Here is a 21,757-nt window from a genome sequence, read left to right on the forward strand (position 1 = left end):
CCCGATGGCCGACCCGCAACGGGCCGGCAGGTGTCTTGGGAGGAGACCGCAGGAGGAGGCCCGACGATGTCGACGAGCGCGCTGGAGAACATGCTCCGCGAGAGCCTGTGGGCACGAGCCCTCACGAGCGATGAGCTCGATCGCGTCGTGCAGGAATCCCACGAGCGCGCCGTTCCCGCAGGAGGCTTCGTCGTGCGACGCGGCGAGCCTGCCGATCATTGGGTCGGCGTGATGGATGGCCTGCTGAAGATGTCCGTGTCGCTGCCCGACGGGCGCGTTTCCACGTTCACAGGCGTCACGGCCGGAGGCTGGAGCGGCGAGGGCTCTCTGCTCACCCCCGGATGCTGGCGCTACGACGGCGTGGCACTGCGGCCCACGCGCGTCGCGTGCATCCCGAAGCACAGCTTCGAGCGGCTCCTGGCCTCGAACATCGAATTCAATCGGTTTCTGTTGTTACACATCAACGCGCGTCTGAGCCTGTTCATCGGGCTCATGGAATTCGATCGCCTGCTGGGGCCGGACGCGCGCGTGGCGCGCTGCCTCGCCAGCCTGTTCGATCCGATCCTGTATCCGCGTGCCGACCGTTTCGTGCGGCTCAGCCAGGACGAGATCGGCCTGCTGTCGGCGGTGTCGCGCCAGCGCGCCAACCGGGCGCTGCATGCCTTGCAGCGCGACGGCTTGCTGCGCGTGGAGCATGGCGGTGTCGAGGTACTCGACCTCGCGGGGCTGCGCAACTATTCGGGGGAGGCAGCGACAGCGCACCGCACGGATGCTCCCCTGGAGGACCTGGTCAGTCCACCTTCGCCCCGGTGGCCTTGACCACCTTCTCGTACTTGGAGAGTTCGCTCTTCATGAAGGCCCCGAACTGCTCGGGCGAGCTGCCGACCGGCTCGGCCAGCAGCGATGCGAAGCGGGTCTTCGTTTCGGGCGCGTTCAGCGCCGCCACGAAGGCCTGGTTGAGCTTCACCACCACGTCGTGCGGCGTGCCGGCCGGCGCGACCAGGCCCCACCAGGTGTCGATCGAGAAGCCCTTGAGCGTGTCGGCCACGGGCGGCACCTCGGGCAGCGAGCTGCTGCGCTGGAGCGTCGTCACCGCGAGCGCCTTGAGCTTGCCCGAGCGGATGTTCGGCGCGGCGGTGGCGAGGTTGTCGAAGTTGAAGTCGACCTGCCCCGAGATCAGCGCCAGCTGCGCCGGGTTGCCGCCGTTGTACGGAATGTGCAGCGCGAAGATGCCCGCTTCCTTCTTGAACAGCTCGCCCGCGAGGTGCCCCGCGCTGCCGTTGCCGCCGCTGCCGTAGTTGAGCTTGGCGGGGTTGGCCTTGGCGTAGCGGATCAGGTCGGCCACGCTGTTGATGTTCAGGCGCTTCGCGGTGTCGGCGTTCATCACCAGCACGTTGGGCACGCGAACCATCTGCGTGATCGGCGCGAAGTCGGTCGCGGCGTTGAACGGCATCTTGCTGTAGAGCCACGGGTTCACCGCGTTGGTGGCGGTGGCCGCGATGCCGATCGTCAGGCCGTCGGCCGGCGCCTTCGCCACCGCGTCGGCGCCGATGTTGCCGCCCGCGCCGGGCTTGTTGTCGATGATGACCGTGCCCAGCGAGTCCTTCACGCGCTCGGCCAGGATGCGCGCGGTGTTGTCGATCGGACCGCCCGCCGCGTAGGGCACGACGAGGCGGATGGGGCGCTGCGATTGCTGCGCCATGGCCTGGCCCGTGCCCAGCACGGTGGTGGCACTTGCGATGAGGGTGAGGAGGAAGTGTCTCGTCTTCATTTTGTTCTTGGGTCTGTTCTCAGGGATCGTCGAGGAGTCGGGGAAATCTCAGGGAAGGGCCTTGTCCGCCTCCGTGGTGAATGCGTCGGCGAAGAATTCTTCTTCCGGCAGGCCCGCCAGCGCCACGTAGTCGCGCTTGGCCGAGTCGACCACGATGGGCGCGCCGCAGGCATACACCTGATGGCCCGAGAGGTCGGCGAAGTCTTCGAGCACGGCCTTGTGGACGAAGCCGGTGCGGCCGGTCCAGTTGTCCTCGGGCGTGGCGTTGGAGACCACTGGCACGTAGCGCAGGTTCGGCATCTGCGCCATCTGCTCGCGCAGCCAGCCGTCCATGTACAGGTCTTCGGGGCGGCGACCGCCCCAGTACAGCGTGGCGGGGCGGTCGATGCCCTTGAACTGCATGTGCTCCAGCAGCGCCTTGATCGGCGCGAAGCCGGTGCCGGAGGCCAGCAGGATCATCGGCTTGTCGGAGTCCTCGCGCAGGAAGAAGCTGCCGAAGGGGCCTTCGATGCGCAGGATTTCCTTTTCCTTCATCGCGCCGAACACGTGGTCGGTGAACTTGCCGCCGGGCAGGTGCCGCAGGTGCAGCTCGATTCCCGTGCCGGGCTGGCCCACGGTGTGCGGCGCATTGGCCATCGAGTAGCTGCGCCGCGCGCCGTCGCGCAGGATGAACTCGACGTACTGGCCCGCGTAGAACTGCAGCGGCTCGCCGGCCGGCAGCTGCAGGCGCACCAGCATCACGTCGTGCGACTGGCGCGTGAGGGCCATCACCCGCACCGGCATCTTGCGGATCGGCAGCGCGCCGGCCTCGGTGACCTGGCGCGATTCGAGCACCACGTCGCTCGTTGGGTGGGCGCAGCAGGTCAGGACGTAGCCGGCGAGCTGCTCCTCGGCGCTCAGGGCCTTGCTCTGGTGCGGGCCGAGGGTGACCTCGCCCGAGAGCTTCTTGCACTTGCACGAGCCGCAGGCGCCGTCCTTGCAGCCGTAGGGCAGGCCGATGCCCTGGCGGATGCCGGCCGCAAGGATGGTTTCGTCGCCCTGGACCACGAAATGGCGCCCGCTGGGTTCGACGGTGATGGAAAAGCCCGCTTCGTGCGGCGCCGTGACAGTCATCGGTATTCTTCGAGGGGTAACGCTCCTTCCGGGCCGCCTGCGGCCAGGGGAGCTGGAACTGAATTGGGAAGACGGGAACAGGATTTTGCCTTCAATCAATAGCCCCTCCGGCGCGCTGCCAGCGCGGTTCCGGCGAGAACGCCTGCTGATCGTCGGTTGCGGCGACGTAGGCCAGCGCGTGGTGCGCGACCTGCGCGGCCGCATGCAGCTGGTGGCGCTCACTTCATCGGCCGAGCGCGTGGGAGCCTTGCGTACGGCCGGAATACGCCCGCTGGTGGGCAATCTGGACGACCCGGCCACCCTGCGCCGGCTCGCGGGCATCGCCACGCGGGTGCTGCACCTCGCGCCGCCTGCCCGCGACGGCGGCGCCGTCTGGTGGCGCGACCAGCGCACCACGGTACTGGCGCGGGCCCTACGGCTGCGGTCCTTGCCCTCGGCCTTCGTCTACGGCTCGACCAGCGGCGTCTACGGCGACTGCGGCGGCGCCCGCATCGACGAAACCCGCACCGTGCGCCCCGACACGCCGCGCTCCCATCGCCGCGTGGACGCCGAACGGGCAGTGCGCTGGCTGGGTCGCAGCGCGGGCGTGCGCGCCAGCATCCTGCGCATCCCGGGCATCTACGCCCCCGACCGCGAGAACGGCACCCCCCGCGCCCGCCTGCAGCGCGGCACGCCCGTCCTGCGGCAGGAGGACGACGTCTACACCAGCCACATCCACGCCGACGACCTCGCACGCGCCTGCATCGCCGCGCTGTTCCGAGGCAAGCCCCAGCGCGTCGTGCACGCCTCGGACGACACCGAGCTGCGCATGGGCGACTACATCGACCTGGCCGCCGACCTCTACGGCATGCCCCGCCCGCCGCGCGTGGCCCGCGGCGAGGCCGAGCGGCAGCTTCCGCTGCAGCTGCTGAGCTTCATGGGGGAGTCGCGCCGGCTGGACAACACGCGGCTGAAGCGCGAGCTGCGGGTGCGGCTGGCGCACCCGACGGTACACACCGGCCTGCAAGAACAGACCGGGTCAAGATAAGGCAGGGGAGGGGCCCATTCCAGGGACACCGTGGATCCGGCTGCGCCGGTCTACCGGTGTCGCCCCCGGAAGGGGGTTGGCGCAGCGACACGAAGTGCGCGAAGCCTGGGGGAGAGCCAGCTTGTGGTGCCCGGGGCCGGAATCGAACCGGCACGCCTTGCGGCGGGGGATTTTGAGTCCCCTGCGTCTACCAATTTCACCACCCGGGCAGGGTTCTGAACGAAGCCCAAAATTATGGCACAGTGGCTGGCATGAACTATCCGACGATCGAAGACGCCATCGGCAAGACCCCTCTGGTCGCGCTGCAACGCATCAATGCAGCAGAAAACGCCAGGCGCGGCAACGTGATTCTCGGCAAGCTCGAAGGCAACAATCCCGCCGGTTCGGTGAAGGACCGGCCGGCCCTCTCGATGATCCGGCGCGCCGAGGAGCGCGGCGAAATCAAGCCCGGCGACACCCTGATCGAAGCCACCTCCGGCAACACCGGCATCGCGCTCGCGATGGCCGCGGCCATCAAGGGCTACCGCATGGTGCTCATCATGCCGGAGGACCTCTCCGTGGAGCGCGCGCAGACCATGAAGGCATTCGGCGCCGAGCTCGTGCTCACGCCCAAGAGCGGCGGCATGGAGTACGCGCGAGATCTCGCCGAACAGATGGTGACCCAGGGCAAGGGCCGCGTGCTCGACCAGTTCGCCAACCCCGACAACCCGCGCATCCACTACGAGACCACCGGCCCCGAGATCTGGGCCGACACCAAGGGCAAGGTCACGCACTTCGTGAGCGCGATGGGCACCACCGGCACCATCACCGGCGTCTCGCGCTTCCTGAAGGAAAAGAACCCCGCCATCCGCATCATCGGTGCTCAGCCGGCCGAGGGCTCGCGCATTCCGGGCATCCGCAAGTGGCCTGCCGAGTACCTGCCGAAGATCTTCGATCCGAGCCGCGTCGACGAAGAAATCAGCGTGAGCCAGAGCGATGCGGAGGAAATGTGCCGTCGCCTCGCGCGCGAGGAAGGCATCTTCGGCGGCATCTCGGCGGCCGGTGCGTTGTGGGCCGCGCTCGAGGTGTCGAAGACGGTCGAGAACGCGACCATCGTGTTCGTGGTCTGCGACCGCGGCGACCGCTACCTGTCGACCGGGGTCTTCCCCGCATAGGCATCGGCCCGAATGCCTGGCTGCCCGCCGGGCCGCGACAAGACAAGAAAGAAAAGAGACCCCATGCCCCATCCCAAGTTCTGCCAGGTCTGTGCCACGCCGCTCGAGTGGATCGCGCTGATGGAAGACGGCGGCCCCAAGGAGCGCCTGCGCTGCCCCAACTGCGGCCACACGCACTGGAACAACCCGACGCCGGTGCTCGCCGCCATCGTCGAGTACCGCGGCCAGGTCCTGCTGGCGCGCAATGCAGCGTGGCCGGGCAAGATGTTCGCGCTCATCACCGGCTTCATGGAGGCCGGCGAGACACCCGAGGAAGGCATCGCGCGCGAGGTGAAGGAAGAAACCAACCTCGACGTGAGCGCCACGAAGATCGTCGGCGCCTACGACTTCCAGCGCATGAACCAGGTCATCATCGCCTACCACGTGGTGGCCGACGGCGAGGTGAAGCTCTCGCCCGAACTGGTCGACTACCGCCTCTACGACCTGCCCGACCTCAAGTGCTGGCCCGCCGGCACGGGCTACGCTCTGGCCGACTGGTTGCGCACGCGCGGCCATGAGCCGGTGTTCTTCACCGCCGCGGAAAACGAGGAGCGCCGCCGCGGCCTGAACCTGCCGCCGGAGCCAGGCAATGCAAGTTGATCGCGAGCTCGACACGCGCGGGCTGAACTGCCCGCTGCCCATCCTCAAGGCGAAGAAATCGCTCAACGAGATGACGAGCGGCCAGCTGCTGAAGGTGGTGTCGACCGACCCGGGCTCGATCCGCGACTTCCAGGCCTTCGCGCGCCAGACCGGCAACGAGCTGATGGAGCAGGAAACCGTCGGCACCGACTTCATCCACGTGCTGAAGCGCCGCTGAGAACAACGGCGACGAGAAAGAAAAAGGGCCGCTGTTGCGGCCCTTTCTGCGTGTGCTCGAAGCGGCGGTTACAGCTTCAGGCTCTTGAGGTACTCGCGGAAATCCGCGCCCACTTCCGGGTGCGCCAGGGCCAGTTCCACCGATGCCTGCAGGAAGCCTTCCTTGCTGCCGCAGTCGTAGCGGATGCCCTTGTACGAGTACGCGTAGACCGATTCCTTCTTCATCAGCGCCGCGATGCCGTCGGTGAGCTGGATCTCGCCGCCCGCGCCCTTGGGCTGGTTGCGGATCTCGTCGAACACGCCCGGCGTGAGGATGTAGCGGCCGGCCACGCCCAGGCGCGAAGGCGCCTCTTCGGGCTTCGGCTTCTCGACCATGCGGCTGACCTTCACCAGGCCTTCCTCGATCGCGTCGCCGGCCACGATGCCGTAGCGCTTGACGTGCGCGAGCGGCACTTCCTGCACCGCCAGCAGCGAGCCGCCGAGACGGCCGAAGGCTTCGGTCATCTGCGCCAGCACGGGCTGGCCGCCTTCGGGGCCGACCATCAGGTCGTCCGCCAGCAGCACGGCGAAGGGTTCGTTGCCGACCAGGTGCTCGGCGCACAGCACCGCATGGCCCAGGCCCAGCATGCGCGGCTGGCGCACATACGAGCAGGTCATGTCGTCGGGCATGACCGAGCGCGCGATGTTCAGCAGCGCGGTCTTGCCGCTGGCCTCGAGCTGGCTCTCTAGTTCGTAGGCGGTGTCGTAGTGGTCTTCGATGGCGCGCTTGTTGCGGCCGGTCACGAAGATCATGTCGCGGATACCGGCTGCGTACGCCTCTTCGACGGCGTACTGGATCAGCGGCTTGTCGACCACCGGCAGCATTTCCTTGGGTTGCGCCTTGGTGGCCGGCAGGAAGCGGGTGCCGAAGCCTGCAACGGGAAATACGGCCTTGCGGATGCGGGTCGCGGATGTGGACATGGGCGGTTCAGCGTCTTTCGTCAAAGAGGGGGATGGCAGGATGCGGAACGGCGCGTAGCCGCTCCGAGCATCCTAAACGCCTTCGAAACCCCGAGTCTGTCAGCCGAGGCGTACAAGCTGGTCGCGCAAACGTTCCAGAGTGGCCGTGAAGTCAGCCAGACGTTTACGTTCCTGCTCGATCACGGCCGGAGGGGCCTTCGCGACAAACGCTTCGTTACCCAGCTTCGAGTGCACCTTGGCGATTTCGCCTTCGACGCGTGCGACTTCCTTGCCGATGCGAACTTTCTCCGCAGCCTTGTCGATCTCCATGTGCAGGCACAGGCGCGCGGCGCCCACCACGGCGACAGGCGCGGCTTCGGCAGCAGCCGACCACGAGGCTTCGTCGTCGAAGACCTTCACTTCCTTGAGCTTGGCAAGTGCCTGCAGCACCGGCGCCGATTCGCGCACGAAGGCCGCGCCTTCGGCATCGTCGGCCACCGCGTAGAGCGGCAGGCGCGTGGCTGGCGAAACGTTCATCTCGCCACGCAGCGTACGGCACGCATCCACCAGTGCCTTCAGCCGCGCCACGTACGCCTCGGCCGCCTCGTCGATCTTCTCGGGCTGGCTCTTCGGATAGGCGGCGATCATGATCGACTCGCCCTCACGTCCTGCAACCTTCGACACCTTCTGCCACAGCTCTTCCGTGATGAACGGAATGACGGGGTGCGCCAGGCGCAGCAGCGTCTCGAGCACGCGGATGAGCGTGCGGCGCGTGGCGCGTTTCTGCGCGTCGTCGCCGGTCTGGATCTGCACCTTGGCAATTTCGAGGTACCAGTCGCAGAACTCGTCCCAGGCGAACTGGTAGATCGCGGTGGCCACGTTGTCGAGGCGGTATTCCTCGAAGCCCTGGGCCACCTCGGCCTCCACGCGCTGCAGCTTCGACACGATCCAGTAGTCGGCGCGGCTGAACTTCAGGTAGCCGTGCGCCGGTCCGCCGACCTTGCACTCTTCCTTCGTGTGCTCCAGCAGGCCGCAGTCTTGACCTTCGCAGTTCATCAGCACGAAGCGCGTGGCGTTCCACAGCTTGTTGCAGAAGTTGCGATAGCCCTCGCAGCGCTTCGAGTCGAAGTTGATGCTGCGGCCCAGCGAGGCGAGCGAGGCAAAAGTGAAACGAAGCGCGTCGGCGCCGAAGGCCGGGATGCCGTCCGGAAACTCCTTTTGCGTGTTCTTGCGCACCGCAGGCGCCGTCTCGGGCTTGCGCAGGCCCTGCGTGCGCTTGTCGAGCAGCGCGGGCAGCTCGATGCCGTCGATCAGGTCCACCGGGTCGAGCACGTTGCCTTCCGACTTGCTCATCTTCTTGCCCTGCGCGTCGCGCACCAGGCCGTGGATGTACACGTGCTTGAACGGCACCTTGCCGATGAAGTGCTTGGTCATCATGATCATCCGGGCGACCCAGAAGAAGATGATGTCGTAGCCGGTCACCAGCACGGTCGAGGGCAGATACAGGTCGAGGTCCTGCGTCTTTTCGGGCCAGCCCAGCGAAGAGAAGGGCACCAGCGCCGACGAGTACCAGGTGTCGAGCACGTCCTCGTCGCGCGTCAGCTTCTTGCCGGGCGCCTTGGCCTGGGCGGCGGCTTCGTCTTCCGCCACGTACACGTTGCCTTCCTCGTCGTACCAGGCCGGAATCTGGTGGCCCCACCAGAGCTGGCGCGAGATGGTCCAGTCCTGGATGTTCTCCATCCAGTGGTTGTAGGTGTTGACCCAGTTCTCGGGCACGAAGCGCACCTCGCCCGACTTCACCACGTCGATGGCCTTCTGCGCGATCGACTGGCCGTCGGCGCCGGGGCGCGTCATGGCCACGTACCACTGGTCGGTGAGCATGGGCTCGACGATGGCGCCCGAGCGCGCGCAGCGCGGCACCATCAGCTTGTGCTTCTTCACCTCGACCAGCAGACCCAGCGCGTCGAGGTCGGCCACGATGGCCTTGCGCGCCACGAAGCGGTCGAGTCCGCGGTACTTTTCGGGCGCGTTGCCGTTGATGGTCGCGTCAAGCGTCAGCACGCCGATCATCTCGAGCTTGTGGCGCTGGCCGACTGCGTAGTCGTTGTAGTCGTGCGCGGGCGTGACCTTCACCACGCCGGTGCCGAACTCCTTGTCGACGTAGTCGTCGGCAATGATCGGGATCAGCCGGTCCACCAGCGGCAGCTTCACGCGCTTGCCGATGAGGTGCCTGTAGCGCTCGTCCTCGGGGTGGACCATCACGGCCGTGTCGCCGAGCATGGTCTCGGGCCGGGTGGTGGCCACGGTCAGCGTGCCGCTGCCGTCTTCGAGCGGGTAGGCGATGTGCCAGAGCGAGCCGTCTTCTTCTTCGCTCTCGACCTCGAGGTCGCTCACCGAGGTCTTGAGCACCGGGTCCCAGTTGCCCAGGCGCTTGCCGCGGTAGATCAGGCCCTCTTCATACAGTTTCACGAAGGTGTGCGTCACGACCTTGGAGAGGTCGTCGTCCATCGTGAAGTACTCGCGGCTCCAGTCCACCGTGTCGCCCATACGGCGCATCTGCTGGGTGATGGTGTTGCCCGATTTTTCCTTCCACTCCCACACGCGCGCCACGAAGTTCTTGCGGCCCAGGTCGTGGCGGCCGATCTTCTGCTCCTGCAGCTGGCGCTCCACCACGATCTGCGTCGCGATGCCGGCGTGGTCGGTGCCGGGCACCCACAGCGTGTTGTCGCCCTTCATGCGGTGGTACCGCGCGAGGCTGTCCATGATCGTCTGGTTGAACGCATGGCCCATGTGCAGCGTGCCCGTCACGTTGGGCGGCGGCAGCTGGATCGCGAACGATTCGGCGCCTTCCTTGGGTTGCTGCGTGCCTCTGAAGCCGGCCTTGGCGTAGCCGCGCTTCTCCCATTCGGGGCCCCAGTGCGCCTCGATGGCGGCGGGCTCGAACGATTTGGAAAGGCTGTCCAGTCCAGGCTGGGCGGGAGGGGTGGTGGGTTCGCTCATGGGAAATGCAGGAACGGCCCTTCGGGGAGCCGTTGGGGGACACAGGGAGGTAGCCGGCGATTTTACCGGGGCGGCCCCCTGTCATGGCCGCCACTGATAATTCCGGCATGCTGTTCCTGCTTTCCCCTGCGAAGTCGCTCGACTACGAAACCCCCGTCCCCTCCGAAATCCCCGCCACCCAGCCCCATTTCGAATCGCCCCGCGGCCCCTCGGTCGAACTCATCAAGCTGCTGCGCGAGAAGTCGCCCCAGCAGATTTCCGAGCTCATGAGCCTGTCGGACAAGCTCTCGGCCCTGAACGTGGCCCGCTACGAGGCCTGGTCCGGCAAGAGCACCCCGAAGAACGCCCGCCAGGCCGCCTTCGCCTTCGACGGCGACGTCTACGGCGGCCTCGACGCCCGCACCCTCACCAAGGCCCAATTGGCCTGGGCGCAGGACCACGTCTGCATCCTCAGCGGCCTCTACGGCCTGCTGCGCCCGCTCGACCTGCTGCAGCCCTACCGCCTCGAGATGGGCACCCAGCTCGCCAACCGCCACGGCAAGGACCTGTACGCCTTCTGGGGCTCGCGCATCTCGGAGCACCTGAACGAGCGTCTCGCGGCCGACCGCACGCCGGTGGTCATCAACGTGGCGTCCAACGAGTACTTCAAGTCGGTGGACCGGAAGGCGCTCAAGGCCCGTGTGGTCGAATGCGTCTTCGAGGAGTGGAAGGGCGACAGGTACAAGATCGTGAGCTTCTTCGCCAAGCGCGCCCGCGGCCTGATGGCGCGCTGGGCCGTGCAGCACAAGGCGGCCACGCCCAAGGCACTGGAAAAGTTCGACCTCGAGGGTTATGGTTTCGACGCAGATGTCTCGAAACCCGACAGGCTGGTATTCAGGAGAAGGCTGGGCTGACCCCCAGCCTTCGCGCACTTCGTGTCGCTTCGCCAACCCCCTTGCAGGGGGCAACACCGGCGGCCCGGCAAAGCCGGTTCCGCGGTGTTCCTGGAATGGGGCGTGGCTGTTTTTTCATGCGTTGCGGGGCTTGCCGCAGCGTGGAGGAGTAATTGATATGTCGCAAGCGATCAGTCCGGAACTGCGCGAGTGGCTGGTTGCCCAGCTCGCCGCCGGGCATTCGGTGCCGGCGCTGCGCGCTTCCATGCGCGCGGCGGGCTGGCATGACGCCGCCGCCGATGTGGCGCTGGCCCAGCTCGAAGCCGGCTTCCCCAACGTGGAAGTCGAGCTGCCTGCCGTGCAGGCGAAGATGCCCGGGCCCGATCTCGACGGCGCGCCGCTTTACATCGACGTCGGCGACCGCCGCGTGCAGGTGCTGCAGACCATGCGGCATCCGCGCGTGGTGGTCTTCGGTAACCTGCTGTCGGCGCAGGAGTGCGAAGGCCTGATCGCCGCGGCGCGCGTGCGGCTCGCGCGCTCGCTCACCGTCGAGACGCGCACCGGCGGCGAGGTGCTCAACGTCGACCGAACCAGCGACGGCATGTTCTTCGAGCGCGGCGAGAACGAGATCGTCGCGCGCCTCGAGCAGCGCATCGCCACGCTGCTGCGCTGGCCGCTCGAATTCGGCGAGGGCCTGCAGATCCTGCGCTACGCCCCCGGCGCGCAATACCGCCCACACTACGACTACTTCGACCCGAACGAGCCCGGCACGCCCACCATCCTGAAGCGCGGCGGCCAGCGCGTCGCCACGCTGGTGATGTACCTGCAGGAGCCCGAGGGCGGCGGCGCCACCACCTTCCCCGACGTGGGCCTCGAAGTGGCCCCGGCGCGCGGCTGCGGCGTGTTCTTCAGCTACGACCGGCCCGACCCCGTCACCCGCACCCTGCACGGCGGTGCGCCGGTGCTGGCGGGCGAGAAGTGGGTCGCCACCAAGTGGCTGCGCGAGCGCGAATTCAAGTAGCGGAAGAACAAGCAAGGACCCGATGAAAGTCACCGCCAACGGGCTGCAGATCGAAGTCGACGACACCGGAGGCGAAGGGCGCCCCGTCATCCTGCTCATCATGGGCCTGGGCATGCAGCTCGTCGCGTGGCCGACGGCCTTCGTGCAGCAGCTGGCGGACGCGGGCTTTCGCGTGGTGCGCCACGACAACCGCGACATCGGCCTGAGCCAGGGCTTCGACCACGCCGGCACCGGCAACATCGTGTGGGAAACCATCCGCCACCGCCTCGGCCTGAAGGTGCGCTCGGCCTACACCCTGCAGGACATGGCCCTCGATTCGCTCGGCGTGCTCGACGCGCTGGGCATAGCCAAGGCCCACATCGTCGGCGCCTCCATGGGCGGCATGATCGCGCAGCGCATCGCGGCCTTCGCGCCGCAGCGTACGACCAGCCTCGTGAGCATCATGAGCTCCAGCGGCGCGCGCGGACTGCCCGGTCCGCGCCGCGAGGTCACCTCCATGCTCATGCGCCGGCCGGCGGGCCGCGACGAGGCCGCGCTGGTCGCGCACAGCATCCGGCTGCTGCGGCTCATCCAGAGCCCGGCCTATCCGCAGACCGACGAGGAGCTGGTCGAGCGCCTCACCTTCGGCCTGCGTCGCGCGTACCACCCGGCCGGACTGCTGCGGCAGATGCTGGCCATCGGCGCCGACGACGAGCGCCCCGGCATACTGCCGCGCATCCAGTCGCCCACGCTGGTGCTGCACGGTGACGCCGATGCGCTCGTGCCCATCGCCTGCGGCGAAGACACGGCCCGGCGCATCCCGGGCTCGCAATTCGTTTCCATCCCCGGCATGGGCCACGACCTGCCGCCCGAGGTGTGCAACATCCTCGCCCGCCACATCGCACCGTTCGCGCAAGCGGCCGATGCCAGAGACACAGCAAGACCATGAGCCACGATCCGCACAACCCCAACACGCCCGAGCAGTCGCAACTCGGCCGCGCCTCGGCCTACGCCGACCGCTACGACCCGACGCTGCTCTTTCCCATCGCGCGCGCCACGCAGCGCGAGGCCATGGGCATCAAGACCGGCGCGCTGCCGTTCTTCGGCGCCGACCTCTGGACCGCCTTCGAGGTGAGCTGGCTCAACCTGCGCGGCAAGCCGCAGCTGGCCATCGCGCACTTCACCATTCCGTGCGAGACGCCCAACATCATCGAGAGCAAGAGCTTCAAGCTCTATCTCAACAGCTTCAACAACAGCCAGTTCGCCAGCGTCGACGCCGTGCGCGAGCGCCTGCGCGCCGACCTGTCGGAAGCCGCATGGCGCGGCAGCGACCAGCAGGCCACCATCGGCGTGAGCCTGCTCGCGCCCGACATGTTCGACCGCGAGCCGGTGCACGAACTCGACGGCCTCGACCTCGACCGCCTCGACATCGAGTGCAGCCACTACCAGCCCACGCCAGAGCTGCTGAGCAGCGACGCCACGCAGGCGCCCGTCAACGAAGCGCTCACCAGCCGCCTGCTGAAGAGCAACTGCCTCGTCACCGGCCAGCCCGACTGGGGCAGCGTGCAGATCCGCTACAGCGGCCCGCCCATCGACCAGGCCGGCCTGCTCGCGTACATCATCAGCTTCCGCAACCACAACGAGTTCCACGAGCCCTGCGCCGAGCGCATGTTCACGGACATCTGGACCCGCTGCAAGCCGAACAAGCTCGCGGTGTACGCGCGCTACACGCGGCGCGGCGGGCTGGACATCAACCCGTTCCGCACGAGCTGGCCGCAGGCGCTGCCGCCGAACATCCGGACGGCGCGGCAGTAAGTCGTTGTCCTGGGGGCCCCTCGCGGAGAAAGAAGAAAAAATGCGTTCAGTGCTTTCATGCGCAGCCGCCAGCGCATTGCTCTTCGTGGCAACGGCGTATCCCGCAATCGCGGGCGAAGAAGTGGCCGTCAGGCAACTTGGCAATGCAGCGTATGAGTTGACACTCAGGATGGGTGAGCCGCTCGAAATCGCTGCCGGGCAAGCCCAACTGAAACCCACGGCACAGAAGCTGTGCGGCGAAAACCTGGTCGCATTCGGGCAATACAGCTTTGCGCGCCGGGAGCCCGTCGATCAGGCGTCTTCAAAGGCCTCCGGCGAACTGCTGCTTCGACAGGAAATCCGATGCGGATCTACCGCACCCGAGAAGACTGCCTCCGCAAAGGAGCGGCCATCGACGCCTGAAGAAGACCAGAAGCAGGTCGAGGCACTGACATACCAATACCTGAAGGCCAGGGATTCCGGCGACTTTGCGAAGGCCTATGGCTTTTTTGCCGATTCGATGAAGGCTACGGTCTCGCAAGAAAACTGGAGCAGCGACGCGAAAAAATTCAACGCCGTTGCTGGGCCGGTCACAAGCCGCAGCATCCGCAAGATCACGCGCTACGACAATCCACCGTCTGCGCCGCGGCCCGGTATCTACATCGCGGCCGATCTGGTGAGCCAGTTCCAGAACATGGATGTCCATTGCGGCTATGTCGTCTGGTATGGACAGTCCGATGGTTCGTTCCAGGTCATCCGCGAAGAGGCGAACTACATCAGCAAGGCCACGCAGCAGCGAATGACGCCAGAGCAACTGACGGCTTTCAAGGCTGGCGCCCGCTGCTGAGCGCGTGCGCCGCCGAAGCCCCTCTTCGGAAACCCGAAACCCGCTCCACCCCTCCCTGTGGCATTCTGGATTTCGCCCGCAACCCCGCGGGCGAACGAACATCTGGAGCGCAGACAAGCATGGTTGAAGGAAAAGTGGTCGTCGTCACCGGCGCGGGCGGCGGCATCGGGCGCGACATCGCACTGGCGATGGCGGCGCATGGCGCGAAAGTGGTGGTCAACGACATCGGCGCGGCGCTCGACGGAGGAGGGGGCAGCGCAGGCCCCGCGCAGCAGGTGGTCGACGAGATCCGCTCGGCCGGCGGGCAGGCCGTGCCCAACACCGACAGCGTGGCCGACGCCGCGAGCGCGGCGCGCATCATCGAATGCGCGGTCGAGAGCTTCGGGCGCATCGACGCGGTGGTCAACAACGCCGGCATCCTGCGCGACCGCTTCTTCCACAAGATGTCGGTGGACGAGTGGGACTCGGTGCTCAAGGTGCACCTGTACGGCGCGTACCACGTGAGCCGCGCCGCCGCCACGCACTTCAAGGAGCAGGAGTCGGGCGCGCTGGTGCACATGACCTCGACCTCGGGCCTCATCGGCAACTTCGGCCAGGCCAACTACGCGGCGGCCAAGCTGGGCATCGTGGCGCTGTCGAAGTCGATCGCGCTGGACATGCAGAAATTCAACGTGCGCTCCAACTGCATCGCGCCCTTCGCCTGGAGCCGCATGATCGGCGCGATTCCCACCGACACCGACGAGCAGCGCGCCCGCGTCGACAAGATCAAGCAGATGACGCCGGCCAAGGTCGCTCCGCTGGCCGTGTACCTCGCGAGCGATGCCGCCGCGGCGGTCAACGGGCAGATCTTCTCGGTGCGCAACAACGAGATCTCGCTCATCAGCCAGCCGCGGCCGGTGCGTTCCATCCATCGCTCGGAAGGCTGGACGCCGCAGAGCATCGCCGAGCACGCCATGCCCGCGATGCGCGCCAGCTTCTTCGAACTCGACCGCTCGGCGGACGTGTTCAGCTGGGACCCGGTCTGAGGACAAACCCGCAGAGGGCGGCGAGCGGCCTCATTCGCCGGACAATGCGCGTTCCGTTCTCTCCCTGATACCGGCGCCCGGTGAACCTGCACTTCGACCTGTTCGACCTGAAACTGTTCGTCTACGTGGCGGACGCGCACAGCCTCACGCGCGGCGCGGAGAAGGCCTGCATCTCGCTGGCCGCCGCCTCCACCCGCATCAAGCAGATGGAGGAGGCCGTGGGCGGCAAGCTGCTGCACCGCAGCGCGCAGGGCGTGAGCCTCACTGCGGCGGGGCAGGCTGTGCTTTATCACGCCAAACGCGTGATGCAGCAGATGGAGCACCTGCGCTGCGACATGCAGGACTTCGGCAAGGGCATCAAGGGCCATGTGCGGGTGTTCGCCAACACCACATCGATCACCGAATACCTGCCGCAGAAGCTGGCGGGCTTTCTCACGCAGCACCCGGCCGTGCAGGTCGACTTGCGCGAATACCTCAGCGAGGAGATCGTGCGCGCGGTGGCCGACGGCGAGGCCGACATCGGCATCCTCGCGGGCGACGTGCACACGGGCGACTTCGACGCGCGGCCCTTCGGCAGCAACCAACTCGTGCTGGTGGTGCCCACCACGCATCGCCTTGCCGGAGCGCCATCGGTGGCCTTCGCCGACACGCTCGACGAGCAGCACGTGGGCCTGCACCACGGCAGCGCCATCCATCGCTTCCTGCAGCGCCGCGCCGAGCTTGCGGGGCGCGGCTTCAATCCGCGCATCCAGGTCAGCAGCTTCGAGGCCATCTGCCTGATGATCGAGGCGGGCGTGGGCATCGGCGTGCTGCCGATGTCGTCGGCGCAGCGGTTGTCGATGGCGATGCGCATCTCGACCGTGGCGCTCAGCGACACCTGGGCCGAGCGCGAGCTGAAGCTGATCGCGCGCAGCCGCGAGCAGCTGCCCGCCCTGGCGCGCGAGTTGTTCGACCACCTCGCGGCGCGTTGAGGAGGCCGCAGCCATGTCGGCCGACCTGAAGTCGCTGCGCCTGTTCGTGGCCGTTGCCGACAACGGCAGCATCAGCGAGGGCGCCAAGCGCTGCCACATCGCGCTGGCGGCTGCCAGCAAGCGCATCTCCGACCTGGAGGCCCGTGCGCGGCTGCCGCTGCTGGTGCGCCATGCGCGCGGCGTCACGCTCACCTCGGCGGGGCACGGGCTGCTGCTGCATGCGCGCGCCGTGCTCTCGGCCATGGATCGCCTCGGCGCCGAGCTCGACGACTTCCAGAACGGCGTGGCCGGCGTGGTCAGCATCACGGCCAATGCATCGACTATCGCGCAGTTTCTTCCGGCGCAGATCGGCTCCTTCCTGCGCCTGCATCCGGTGCTGAAGATCGACCTGCAGGAGCGCGCCAGCACCGAGGTGGTGAAGGCTGTGCAGGCGGGCCTCGCCGACATCGGCGTGATCGAGGGCAACACGCCCGCCGAGGGCCTCGAATGCCTGCCGTATCGCACCGACGAACTGGCCGTGGTGGTGGCGCGCGACCATCCGCTGGCGCGGCGCAGGCGCATCGGCGTCGAGGAGGTGCTGAGCCATGACCACATCGTGGTGCGCGAAGGCACGGCGCTGCACCGCGTGCTGCTGGCCGCGGCGCTGGAGGCGCGGGTGCCGCTGAAGGTGCGCATGCAGGTGGGCAGCTTCGACATGGTCTGCCGCATGGTGGAGCAGGGTGCGGGCATCGGCGTGCTGCCCTACGCGGCCATCCTGCCGCAGCTGCAGATACTGAAGCTGCGCTGCCTGAAGCTCGACGCACCCTGGGCCAACAGGCGCCACCTGCTGTGCGTGCGCAGGCAGCAGGAGCTGACGGTGGCCGCGCGCTCGGTGCTGGAGCACCTGGGCCTGCCCGACTGAGCGTGCTTTCGCGCCAGCCTTCGCGCCGCGCGAAGGCTCGAACTCGCCAAAAACGAATTGTTCTCCCGCGGTTCGCACGCAAAGATGCGCGCACCAACAAAGGAGACAGACTTGAAGATCGTTCGCGTCAGCGCCACGCCGCTGAACATTCCCGTCACCATCGACGTGGTCGGCATGAACAAGCAGACCTCGCTGTCGCTGTGCCTCACCGAGATCGAGACCGACACCGGCCTTGTCGGCCACGGCATGACGGCCATCACCGAGGAGGAAATCATCGCCGCCGCCGTGCGCGAGGTGGCCGGCCCGGCGCTGATCGGTGAAGACCCGATGGCCACCGAGCGCCTCTGGGAAAAGCTCTACTGGCTCCTCTCGCCGCGAGGCCAGACCGGCTACGCCAGCCACACGATTGCCGCGCTCGACATCGCGCTGTGGGACATCAAGGCCAAGGCACTGGGCCAGCCGCTGTGGCGCCTGCTCGGCGGCGCGCGCGCGAAGGTGCCGGTGTACGCCACCTTCGGCTTCGGCTTCTTCGAGCGCGACCAGCTCGCGGCCGCGGCGAAGCTGTGGGTATCGCAGGGCTTCCAGCGGCTGAAGATGACGGTGGGCAACCATGCGCTCGCGCGCCGCGACGAGCCGCGGCCGCTCGATGAAGTCATCGCCGAGGACGCGCGCCGCGTCGCCGCCGTGCGCGAGGCAGTGGGCCCCGACGTCAAGCTTTACGTCGACGCCAACTGCGGCCTCGACCTGTTCCACGCCACCGAGCTGGCGCACCGCATCGAGCCCTACGGCATCAGCTTCTTCGAGGAGCCGCTCACGCAGAACGACGTGCGGCAGATGGCCCAGCTGCGCGCGCGCACCCGCATCCCGCTGGCCTGCGGCCAGAACGAGGGCCTGGCCTTCCGCTTCCGTGACCTGCTGGTGAACCAGGCGGCCGACGTGCTGCAGCCCAACGTGACCATCTCGGGCGGCTACTCGCAGGTGCTGAAGATCGCCGGCATGGCGCAGGCCTTCAACGTGCCCATCGACAACGGCGGCGCCTGGCCCTTCCACAACATGCACCTGCATGCGGGCGTGTCGAACGGCGGGCTGGTCGAGTACCACTACGTCGCGGTGCAGATGCTCAAGCAGATCTTCGACGGCCTGCCGGTGCCCGAGCAGGGCTGGCTCACGCTGCCCGAGACGCCCGGCCTGGGCTTCGCGCCCAACGCCGAGCGCGTGCGCGAGCTGGCGAAGCTGCCGACCTCGCACGGCAAGGGCAAGGCCTGAGCGGCCCGCGTCGCCGCAGGGGCGACACTTTCTTCCTTCACGACCGGGCCGCGACAGACGGCCGGCGTCCGACCAAGACAACGGAGACATGATGAAAGCCAGACAAGCGATTCGACCACCCGCGCGCCGCCATGCATTGCGCGCGATGGCTGCCCTGGGCCTCGCGGCCGCCTTCGCGGCGCCAGCGGCCTGGGCCCAGAAATACCCCGACAAGCCCATCCGCCTCATCGTCGGCTACTCGGCCGGCGGCGGCGTCGATGCGGTGGCGCGCCTGCTCGGCACGCGCCTGTCGAACGTGCTGGGCCAGCAGGTGCTGGTGGAGAACCGCACCGGCGCAACGGGGCTCATCGCGGCCGACTTCGTCGCCAAGGCGCCGCCCGACGGCTACACGTTGATGATGGGCGACAGCGCCTTGCTCGCCGCCAAGCTGCTGCAGCCGAAGATCGCCATCGACCCGCTCACCAGCTTCAGGCCGGTGGCGGGGGCCTTCATCTCGCCGCTGATGATCGTGGCCAGCAACGACTTTCCGGCGAAGACGCCGGCGGAGCTGGTGAAGGAGCTCAAGGCCAACGCCTCGCGCTACTCGTACGCCACCTCGGGCGTGGGCACCGTGCAGCACCTGGGCTTCGAGATGCTCAAGCAGGCCACCGGCAGCCCGGTGGTGCACGTGCCCTACAGGGGCGCGGCGCAGATCGTGCCCGACGTGATCGGCGGCCAGATTCCCCTGGGCGTGGTGAGCGCCACGGCCGGCATGGCGCAGGCCAAGGCGGGCAAGCTGCGCGCGCTGGCGATGATGAACACGGCCAAGCTCGAAGGCGCGGAGAACGTGCCGCCGCTGGCCGACGCCTTGCCCGGCTTCGACGTGGCGCCGCGCATCTTCGTGCTGGCGCCGGCCGGCACGCCGAACGACATCGTCGACAAGCTCTCGGCCGCGGTGAAGTCGGTGCTCGACACGCCGGAGGCCGGCACCGCCGCCGCGGCGCAAGGCACGCTGCGCGCCTATTCCACGCCGGCCCAGCTCGGCAAGGACATGGCTGCGGAGACCTCGCGGTGGAAGAAGATCATCGCGGACCAGCGCATCGTCGCCGAGGGGAGCTGAGCATGGCGCAGCCTCACCTGGGACTGATCGTGCCGCCCGCCGCGGGCGCGGTGCCGGTGGACGGGCCGCTGCTGTACGGCGAGCGCATCCGCTTCAGCGCGCGCGGGCTGGGCCTGGGAGAAATTTCCACGCGCGGCTACCTCGACGTTATCGACTCGGTGGTCGCGAAGGCGGTCGAGCTGAAGAAGGAAGAGGGCGTTTCCGCGATCTCGCTCATGGGCACCTCCCTGAGCTTCTTCCGCGGCGCGGCCTTCAACCGCCAGCTCGAGATCGAGATGGCGCGCGCCACCGGCCTGCTGTGCACCACCATGAGCAATGCCATCGTCAACGGGCTGCGCCACCTGAAGGTGCGGCGCGTGGCGGTGGCCACGGCCTACATCGACGAGGTCAATGCGCAGCTGCGCGGCTACCTGGAGCAGAGCGACTTCGAGCCCCTGGCGCTCGAAGGCCTTTCGATCTCCGACGTGCAGGCCGTGGGCCAGGTGCCGACCAGGGCGCTGGTGGACCTGTGCGTGAAGGTGTTCGAGGCGCAGCCGGGAGCCGACGGCATCCTGATCTCGTGCGGCGGGCTGGTCACGCTCGATGCGGTGCGCGAGGTGGAAGAGCGCCTGCAGGTGCCGGTGGTGTCCAGCTCGCCCGCCGGCTTCTGGGACCTTGCGCGCACCGCAGGGCTCGATGCGCGCTCGCCGGGCTGCGGGCGGCTCTTCGCCTGGACCGCGCCGGCCTGAACACCCTCCCAAGCGCCCTCCCGAGCGCCCTCAGGCCAGCCAGCGCCCCACGCGCGGCGTGTCGGCCAGCTGCCAGACGCGCTCGCACAGCGCCTTCGCCTCGTCGGCCGTAGCGCCTTCGCCGTAGTGCGCGAGGCGCTGCATCTTGTCCTCGATCTCCGCGCGGCTCAGGCTGTTGCCGGGGTCGCCCTTGGGCTCGTCCACACGGCCCTGCAGCGTGCGGCCGTCGGCGGTCTGCACGCTGACCTTGCCTATCCAGCGCGCGGGGTAGGCCGTGTCGACCTCCTCGTCGAGCTGCATCGTCACCTTCTCGCGGAAGGCCGAGACCTCGGGCGCGAGGAAGTCGCGGTCGAACTCACCCAGGCCCGCGCGGCCGTGCACGGCGATGAGGCCCAGCACCGTACCCATCGAGAACTTGCCCTGGTGAACGGTGGCCGGCACCGTCACGCGGCCCAGCACGTCGATGGCGCCCTGGTGCACGTGCGTGGTCACGCGCGATACGTCGGCGGGCTTCAGCCTGTTCTGCGTCATCACCTGCAGCAGCGCGTCGGCGGCGGGGTGCGTGTGTCGGCAGGAGGCGTGGTACTTGAAGGAGGTCTCGGCCAGCGTCCAGCGCGTGCCCAGGCCGTCGGTGAGCTTGGCCGGGTCGGCGTCGCTCGACATGCCCGCGCCCAGGCCCTGCGCGCCTTCGAGGATCTTCGCGGCGCCCGTGAAGCCGTCCTGCGCGAGGTAGGCCGACATCAGCCCGCTGGCCGCGGCGTGCGCGCAGTGCAGCTGCTTGGAATCCGCCGCGTCGCGCAAGAACTCCCACATGCCGGCCGATTGCGTGCCTGCGGAGCCGAAGGCATGCAGCATCTGCTGCGGCGTGAGTTCAAGCAGTCGACCCACCGCCGCGGCCGCCGCGAGCGTGCCCGCCGTCGCTGTCGTGTGGAACGTCTTGTAGTGCGAGCGGCCGAGAAACTCGCCGACGCGGATGCCGACCTCGTAGCCGGCGACCACGGCCGTGAGGAGTTGCGCGCCGCTCGCGCCGATGCTCTGCGCCACCGCGAGCGCGGGCGCGATGACGACCGCGGCCGGGTGGAACACCGAGCCGTTGTGCACGTCGTCCTGCTCCACGAAATGCGAGGCCGCCGCGTTGACCAGCGCGGCGAACACCGGCGACGTGGTGCGCCGCGAGGTCAGCAGCTCGCTGGGCCCTTCGGCGGGGCCCATCATCTGCGCGAAGCGCTCGATGCTGCGCACGGGCCGCGCCGTACGGGCCGCGAGCACCGAGCCCAGCCAGTCGAGCATCAGGTCTTCTGTGCGGCGCAGCACGGGGGCGGGGATGTCGGCGAACTTCAGGTCGGCCGCGAAAGTCGCGAGCACCTTGCTCGGATGGTCGATGGAGTTCATGGG

At 68.0% G+C, this 21,757-nt stretch carries 21 protein-coding genes and 1 tRNA gene; 16 read left to right on the forward strand and 6 right to left on the reverse strand.

Annotated features, from left to right (window positions below; translation table 11 throughout):
• Nucleotides 1-66: 66 nt before the first annotated feature.
• Complete coding sequence (locus SFB74_RS07945; protein ID WP_432730239.1) at nt 67-819, forward strand: Crp/Fnr family transcriptional regulator; 753 nt, start codon at nt 67-69, stop codon at nt 817-819.
• On the opposite strand, the gene SFB74_RS07950 is transcribed toward SFB74_RS07945, so the two are convergent.
• Nucleotides 791-1,771 carry a Bug family tripartite tricarboxylate transporter substrate binding protein gene (locus SFB74_RS07950; RefSeq protein WP_432730241.1) on the reverse strand — a complete coding sequence of 327 codons (981 nt, stop codon included), beginning with the start codon at nt 1,769-1,771 and terminating at the stop codon, nt 791-793. The two genes, SFB74_RS07945 and SFB74_RS07950, sit on opposite strands and share 29 nt — an antisense overlap.
• Nucleotides 1,772-1,819: 48 nt before the next feature.
• The gene (locus SFB74_RS07955; RefSeq protein WP_432730243.1) at nt 1,820-2,884 is read right to left on the reverse strand and encodes a CDP-6-deoxy-delta-3,4-glucoseen reductase; all 1,065 of its coding nucleotides are present in this window, start codon (nt 2,882-2,884) and stop codon (nt 1,820-1,822) included.
• 85 nt (nt 2,885-2,969) lie between these two features.
• Between SFB74_RS07955 and SFB74_RS07960 the strand changes: the two genes are divergently transcribed.
• Nucleotides 2,970-3,911, forward strand: a complete 942-nt coding sequence (locus SFB74_RS07960; protein WP_432730245.1) for an SDR family oxidoreductase — start codon at nt 2,970-2,972, stop codon at nt 3,909-3,911.
• A 124-nt stretch (nt 3,912-4,035) separates the two neighbouring features.
• On the opposite strand, the gene SFB74_RS07965 is transcribed toward SFB74_RS07960, so the two are convergent.
• Nucleotides 4,036-4,120 (reverse strand) — tRNA-Leu (locus tag SFB74_RS07965).
• A 42-nt stretch (nt 4,121-4,162) separates the two neighbouring features.
• On the opposite strand from SFB74_RS07965, the gene cysM reads away from it, so the two are divergent.
• The 3 genes from cysM (at nt 4,163) to SFB74_RS07980 (ending at nt 5,921) form a co-directional block, all read left to right on the forward strand.
• A complete protein-coding gene (gene cysM, locus SFB74_RS07970; protein ID WP_432730246.1) occupies nt 4,163-5,065 on the forward strand; it encodes a cysteine synthase CysM in 903 nt (300 codons plus the stop codon).
• A gap of 63 nt (nt 5,066-5,128) precedes the next feature.
• On the forward strand, nt 5,129-5,704 hold the full coding sequence (locus SFB74_RS07975) for an NUDIX domain-containing protein (RefSeq protein WP_019654253.1): 576 nt from the start codon (nt 5,129-5,131) through the stop codon (nt 5,702-5,704).
• On the forward strand, nt 5,694-5,921 hold the full coding sequence (locus SFB74_RS07980) for a sulfurtransferase TusA family protein (protein ID WP_081265854.1): 228 nt from the start codon (nt 5,694-5,696) through the stop codon (nt 5,919-5,921). Before SFB74_RS07975 ends, SFB74_RS07980 begins: the two co-directional genes overlap by 11 nt.
• Nucleotides 5,922-5,989: 68 nt before the next feature.
• Here SFB74_RS07980 and galU read toward each other — a convergent pair whose 3' ends face one another.
• Together galU and SFB74_RS07990 are read right to left on the reverse strand one after the other, a co-directional pair.
• On the reverse strand, nt 5,990-6,880 hold the full coding sequence (galU, locus tag SFB74_RS07985; RefSeq protein WP_432730247.1) for a UTP--glucose-1-phosphate uridylyltransferase GalU: 891 nt from the start codon (nt 6,878-6,880) through the stop codon (nt 5,990-5,992).
• Between the two features lie 99 nt (nt 6,881-6,979).
• Complete coding sequence (locus tag SFB74_RS07990) at nt 6,980-9,859, reverse strand: valine--tRNA ligase (protein ID WP_432730249.1); 2,880 nt, start codon at nt 9,857-9,859, stop codon at nt 6,980-6,982.
• A 107-nt stretch (nt 9,860-9,966) separates the two neighbouring features.
• On the opposite strand from SFB74_RS07990, the gene yaaA reads away from it, so the two are divergent.
• From yaaA to SFB74_RS08045, 11 genes are all read left to right on the forward strand, one after another.
• Entirely contained in the window at nt 9,967-10,752 is a 786-nt protein-coding gene (gene yaaA, locus SFB74_RS07995) for a peroxide stress protein YaaA (RefSeq protein ID WP_432731898.1), read from the forward strand.
• A gap of 157 nt (nt 10,753-10,909) precedes the next feature.
• Nucleotides 10,910-11,752, forward strand: coding sequence for a 2OG-Fe(II) oxygenase (locus tag SFB74_RS08000; RefSeq protein ID WP_432730250.1), 843 nt, complete (start codon nt 10,910-10,912; stop codon nt 11,750-11,752).
• Nucleotides 11,753-11,774: 22 nt separating this feature from the next.
• Complete coding sequence (locus SFB74_RS08005; protein WP_432730251.1) at nt 11,775-12,680, forward strand: alpha/beta fold hydrolase; 906 nt, start codon at nt 11,775-11,777, stop codon at nt 12,678-12,680.
• Nucleotides 12,677-13,546, forward strand: coding sequence for an NADPH-dependent 7-cyano-7-deazaguanine reductase QueF (queF, locus tag SFB74_RS08010; RefSeq protein WP_432730252.1), 870 nt, complete (start codon nt 12,677-12,679; stop codon nt 13,544-13,546). The genes SFB74_RS08005 and queF overlap by 4 nt, the downstream gene beginning before the upstream one ends.
• A gap of 40 nt (nt 13,547-13,586) precedes the next feature.
• Entirely contained in the window at nt 13,587-14,372 is a 786-nt protein-coding gene (locus SFB74_RS08015) for a DUF4019 domain-containing protein (protein ID WP_432730253.1), read from the forward strand.
• A 119-nt stretch (nt 14,373-14,491) separates the two neighbouring features.
• The gene (locus SFB74_RS08020) at nt 14,492-15,397 is read left to right on the forward strand and encodes an SDR family NAD(P)-dependent oxidoreductase (RefSeq protein ID WP_432730254.1); all 906 of its coding nucleotides are present in this window, start codon (nt 14,492-14,494) and stop codon (nt 15,395-15,397) included.
• Nucleotides 15,398-15,477: 80 nt separating this feature from the next.
• Nucleotides 15,478-16,368, forward strand: coding sequence for a LysR substrate-binding domain-containing protein (locus tag SFB74_RS08025; RefSeq protein WP_093205376.1), 891 nt, complete (start codon nt 15,478-15,480; stop codon nt 16,366-16,368).
• A 13-nt stretch (nt 16,369-16,381) separates the two neighbouring features.
• Nucleotides 16,382-17,269, forward strand: coding sequence for a LysR family transcriptional regulator (locus SFB74_RS08030; protein ID WP_432730255.1), 888 nt, complete (start codon nt 16,382-16,384; stop codon nt 17,267-17,269).
• A gap of 111 nt (nt 17,270-17,380) precedes the next feature.
• Nucleotides 17,381-18,535 (forward strand): mandelate racemase/muconate lactonizing enzyme family protein, encoded by a 1,155-nt coding sequence (locus SFB74_RS08035; protein WP_432730257.1) that lies wholly within the window; start codon nt 17,381-17,383, stop codon nt 18,533-18,535.
• A gap of 91 nt (nt 18,536-18,626) precedes the next feature.
• Nucleotides 18,627-19,634 (forward strand): Bug family tripartite tricarboxylate transporter substrate binding protein, encoded by a 1,008-nt coding sequence (locus tag SFB74_RS08040; protein WP_432730258.1) that lies wholly within the window; start codon nt 18,627-18,629, stop codon nt 19,632-19,634.
• Between the two features lie 2 nt (nt 19,635-19,636).
• Nucleotides 19,637-20,362: an arylmalonate decarboxylase gene (locus tag SFB74_RS08045; protein ID WP_432730259.1), complete on the forward strand. Its 726-nt coding sequence runs from the start codon at nt 19,637-19,639 to the stop codon at nt 20,360-20,362.
• 30 nt (nt 20,363-20,392) lie between these two features.
• On the opposite strand, the gene SFB74_RS08050 is transcribed toward SFB74_RS08045, so the two are convergent.
• On the reverse strand, nt 20,393-21,754 hold the full coding sequence (locus SFB74_RS08050; RefSeq protein WP_432730260.1) for an MmgE/PrpD family protein: 1,362 nt from the start codon (nt 21,752-21,754) through the stop codon (nt 20,393-20,395).
• Nucleotides 21,755-21,757: the final 3 nt, after the last annotated feature.

It is taken from the genome of Variovorax xiamenensis, assembly GCF_050916385.1.
GTDB lineage: Bacteria > Pseudomonadota > Gammaproteobacteria > Burkholderiales > Burkholderiaceae_C > Variovorax.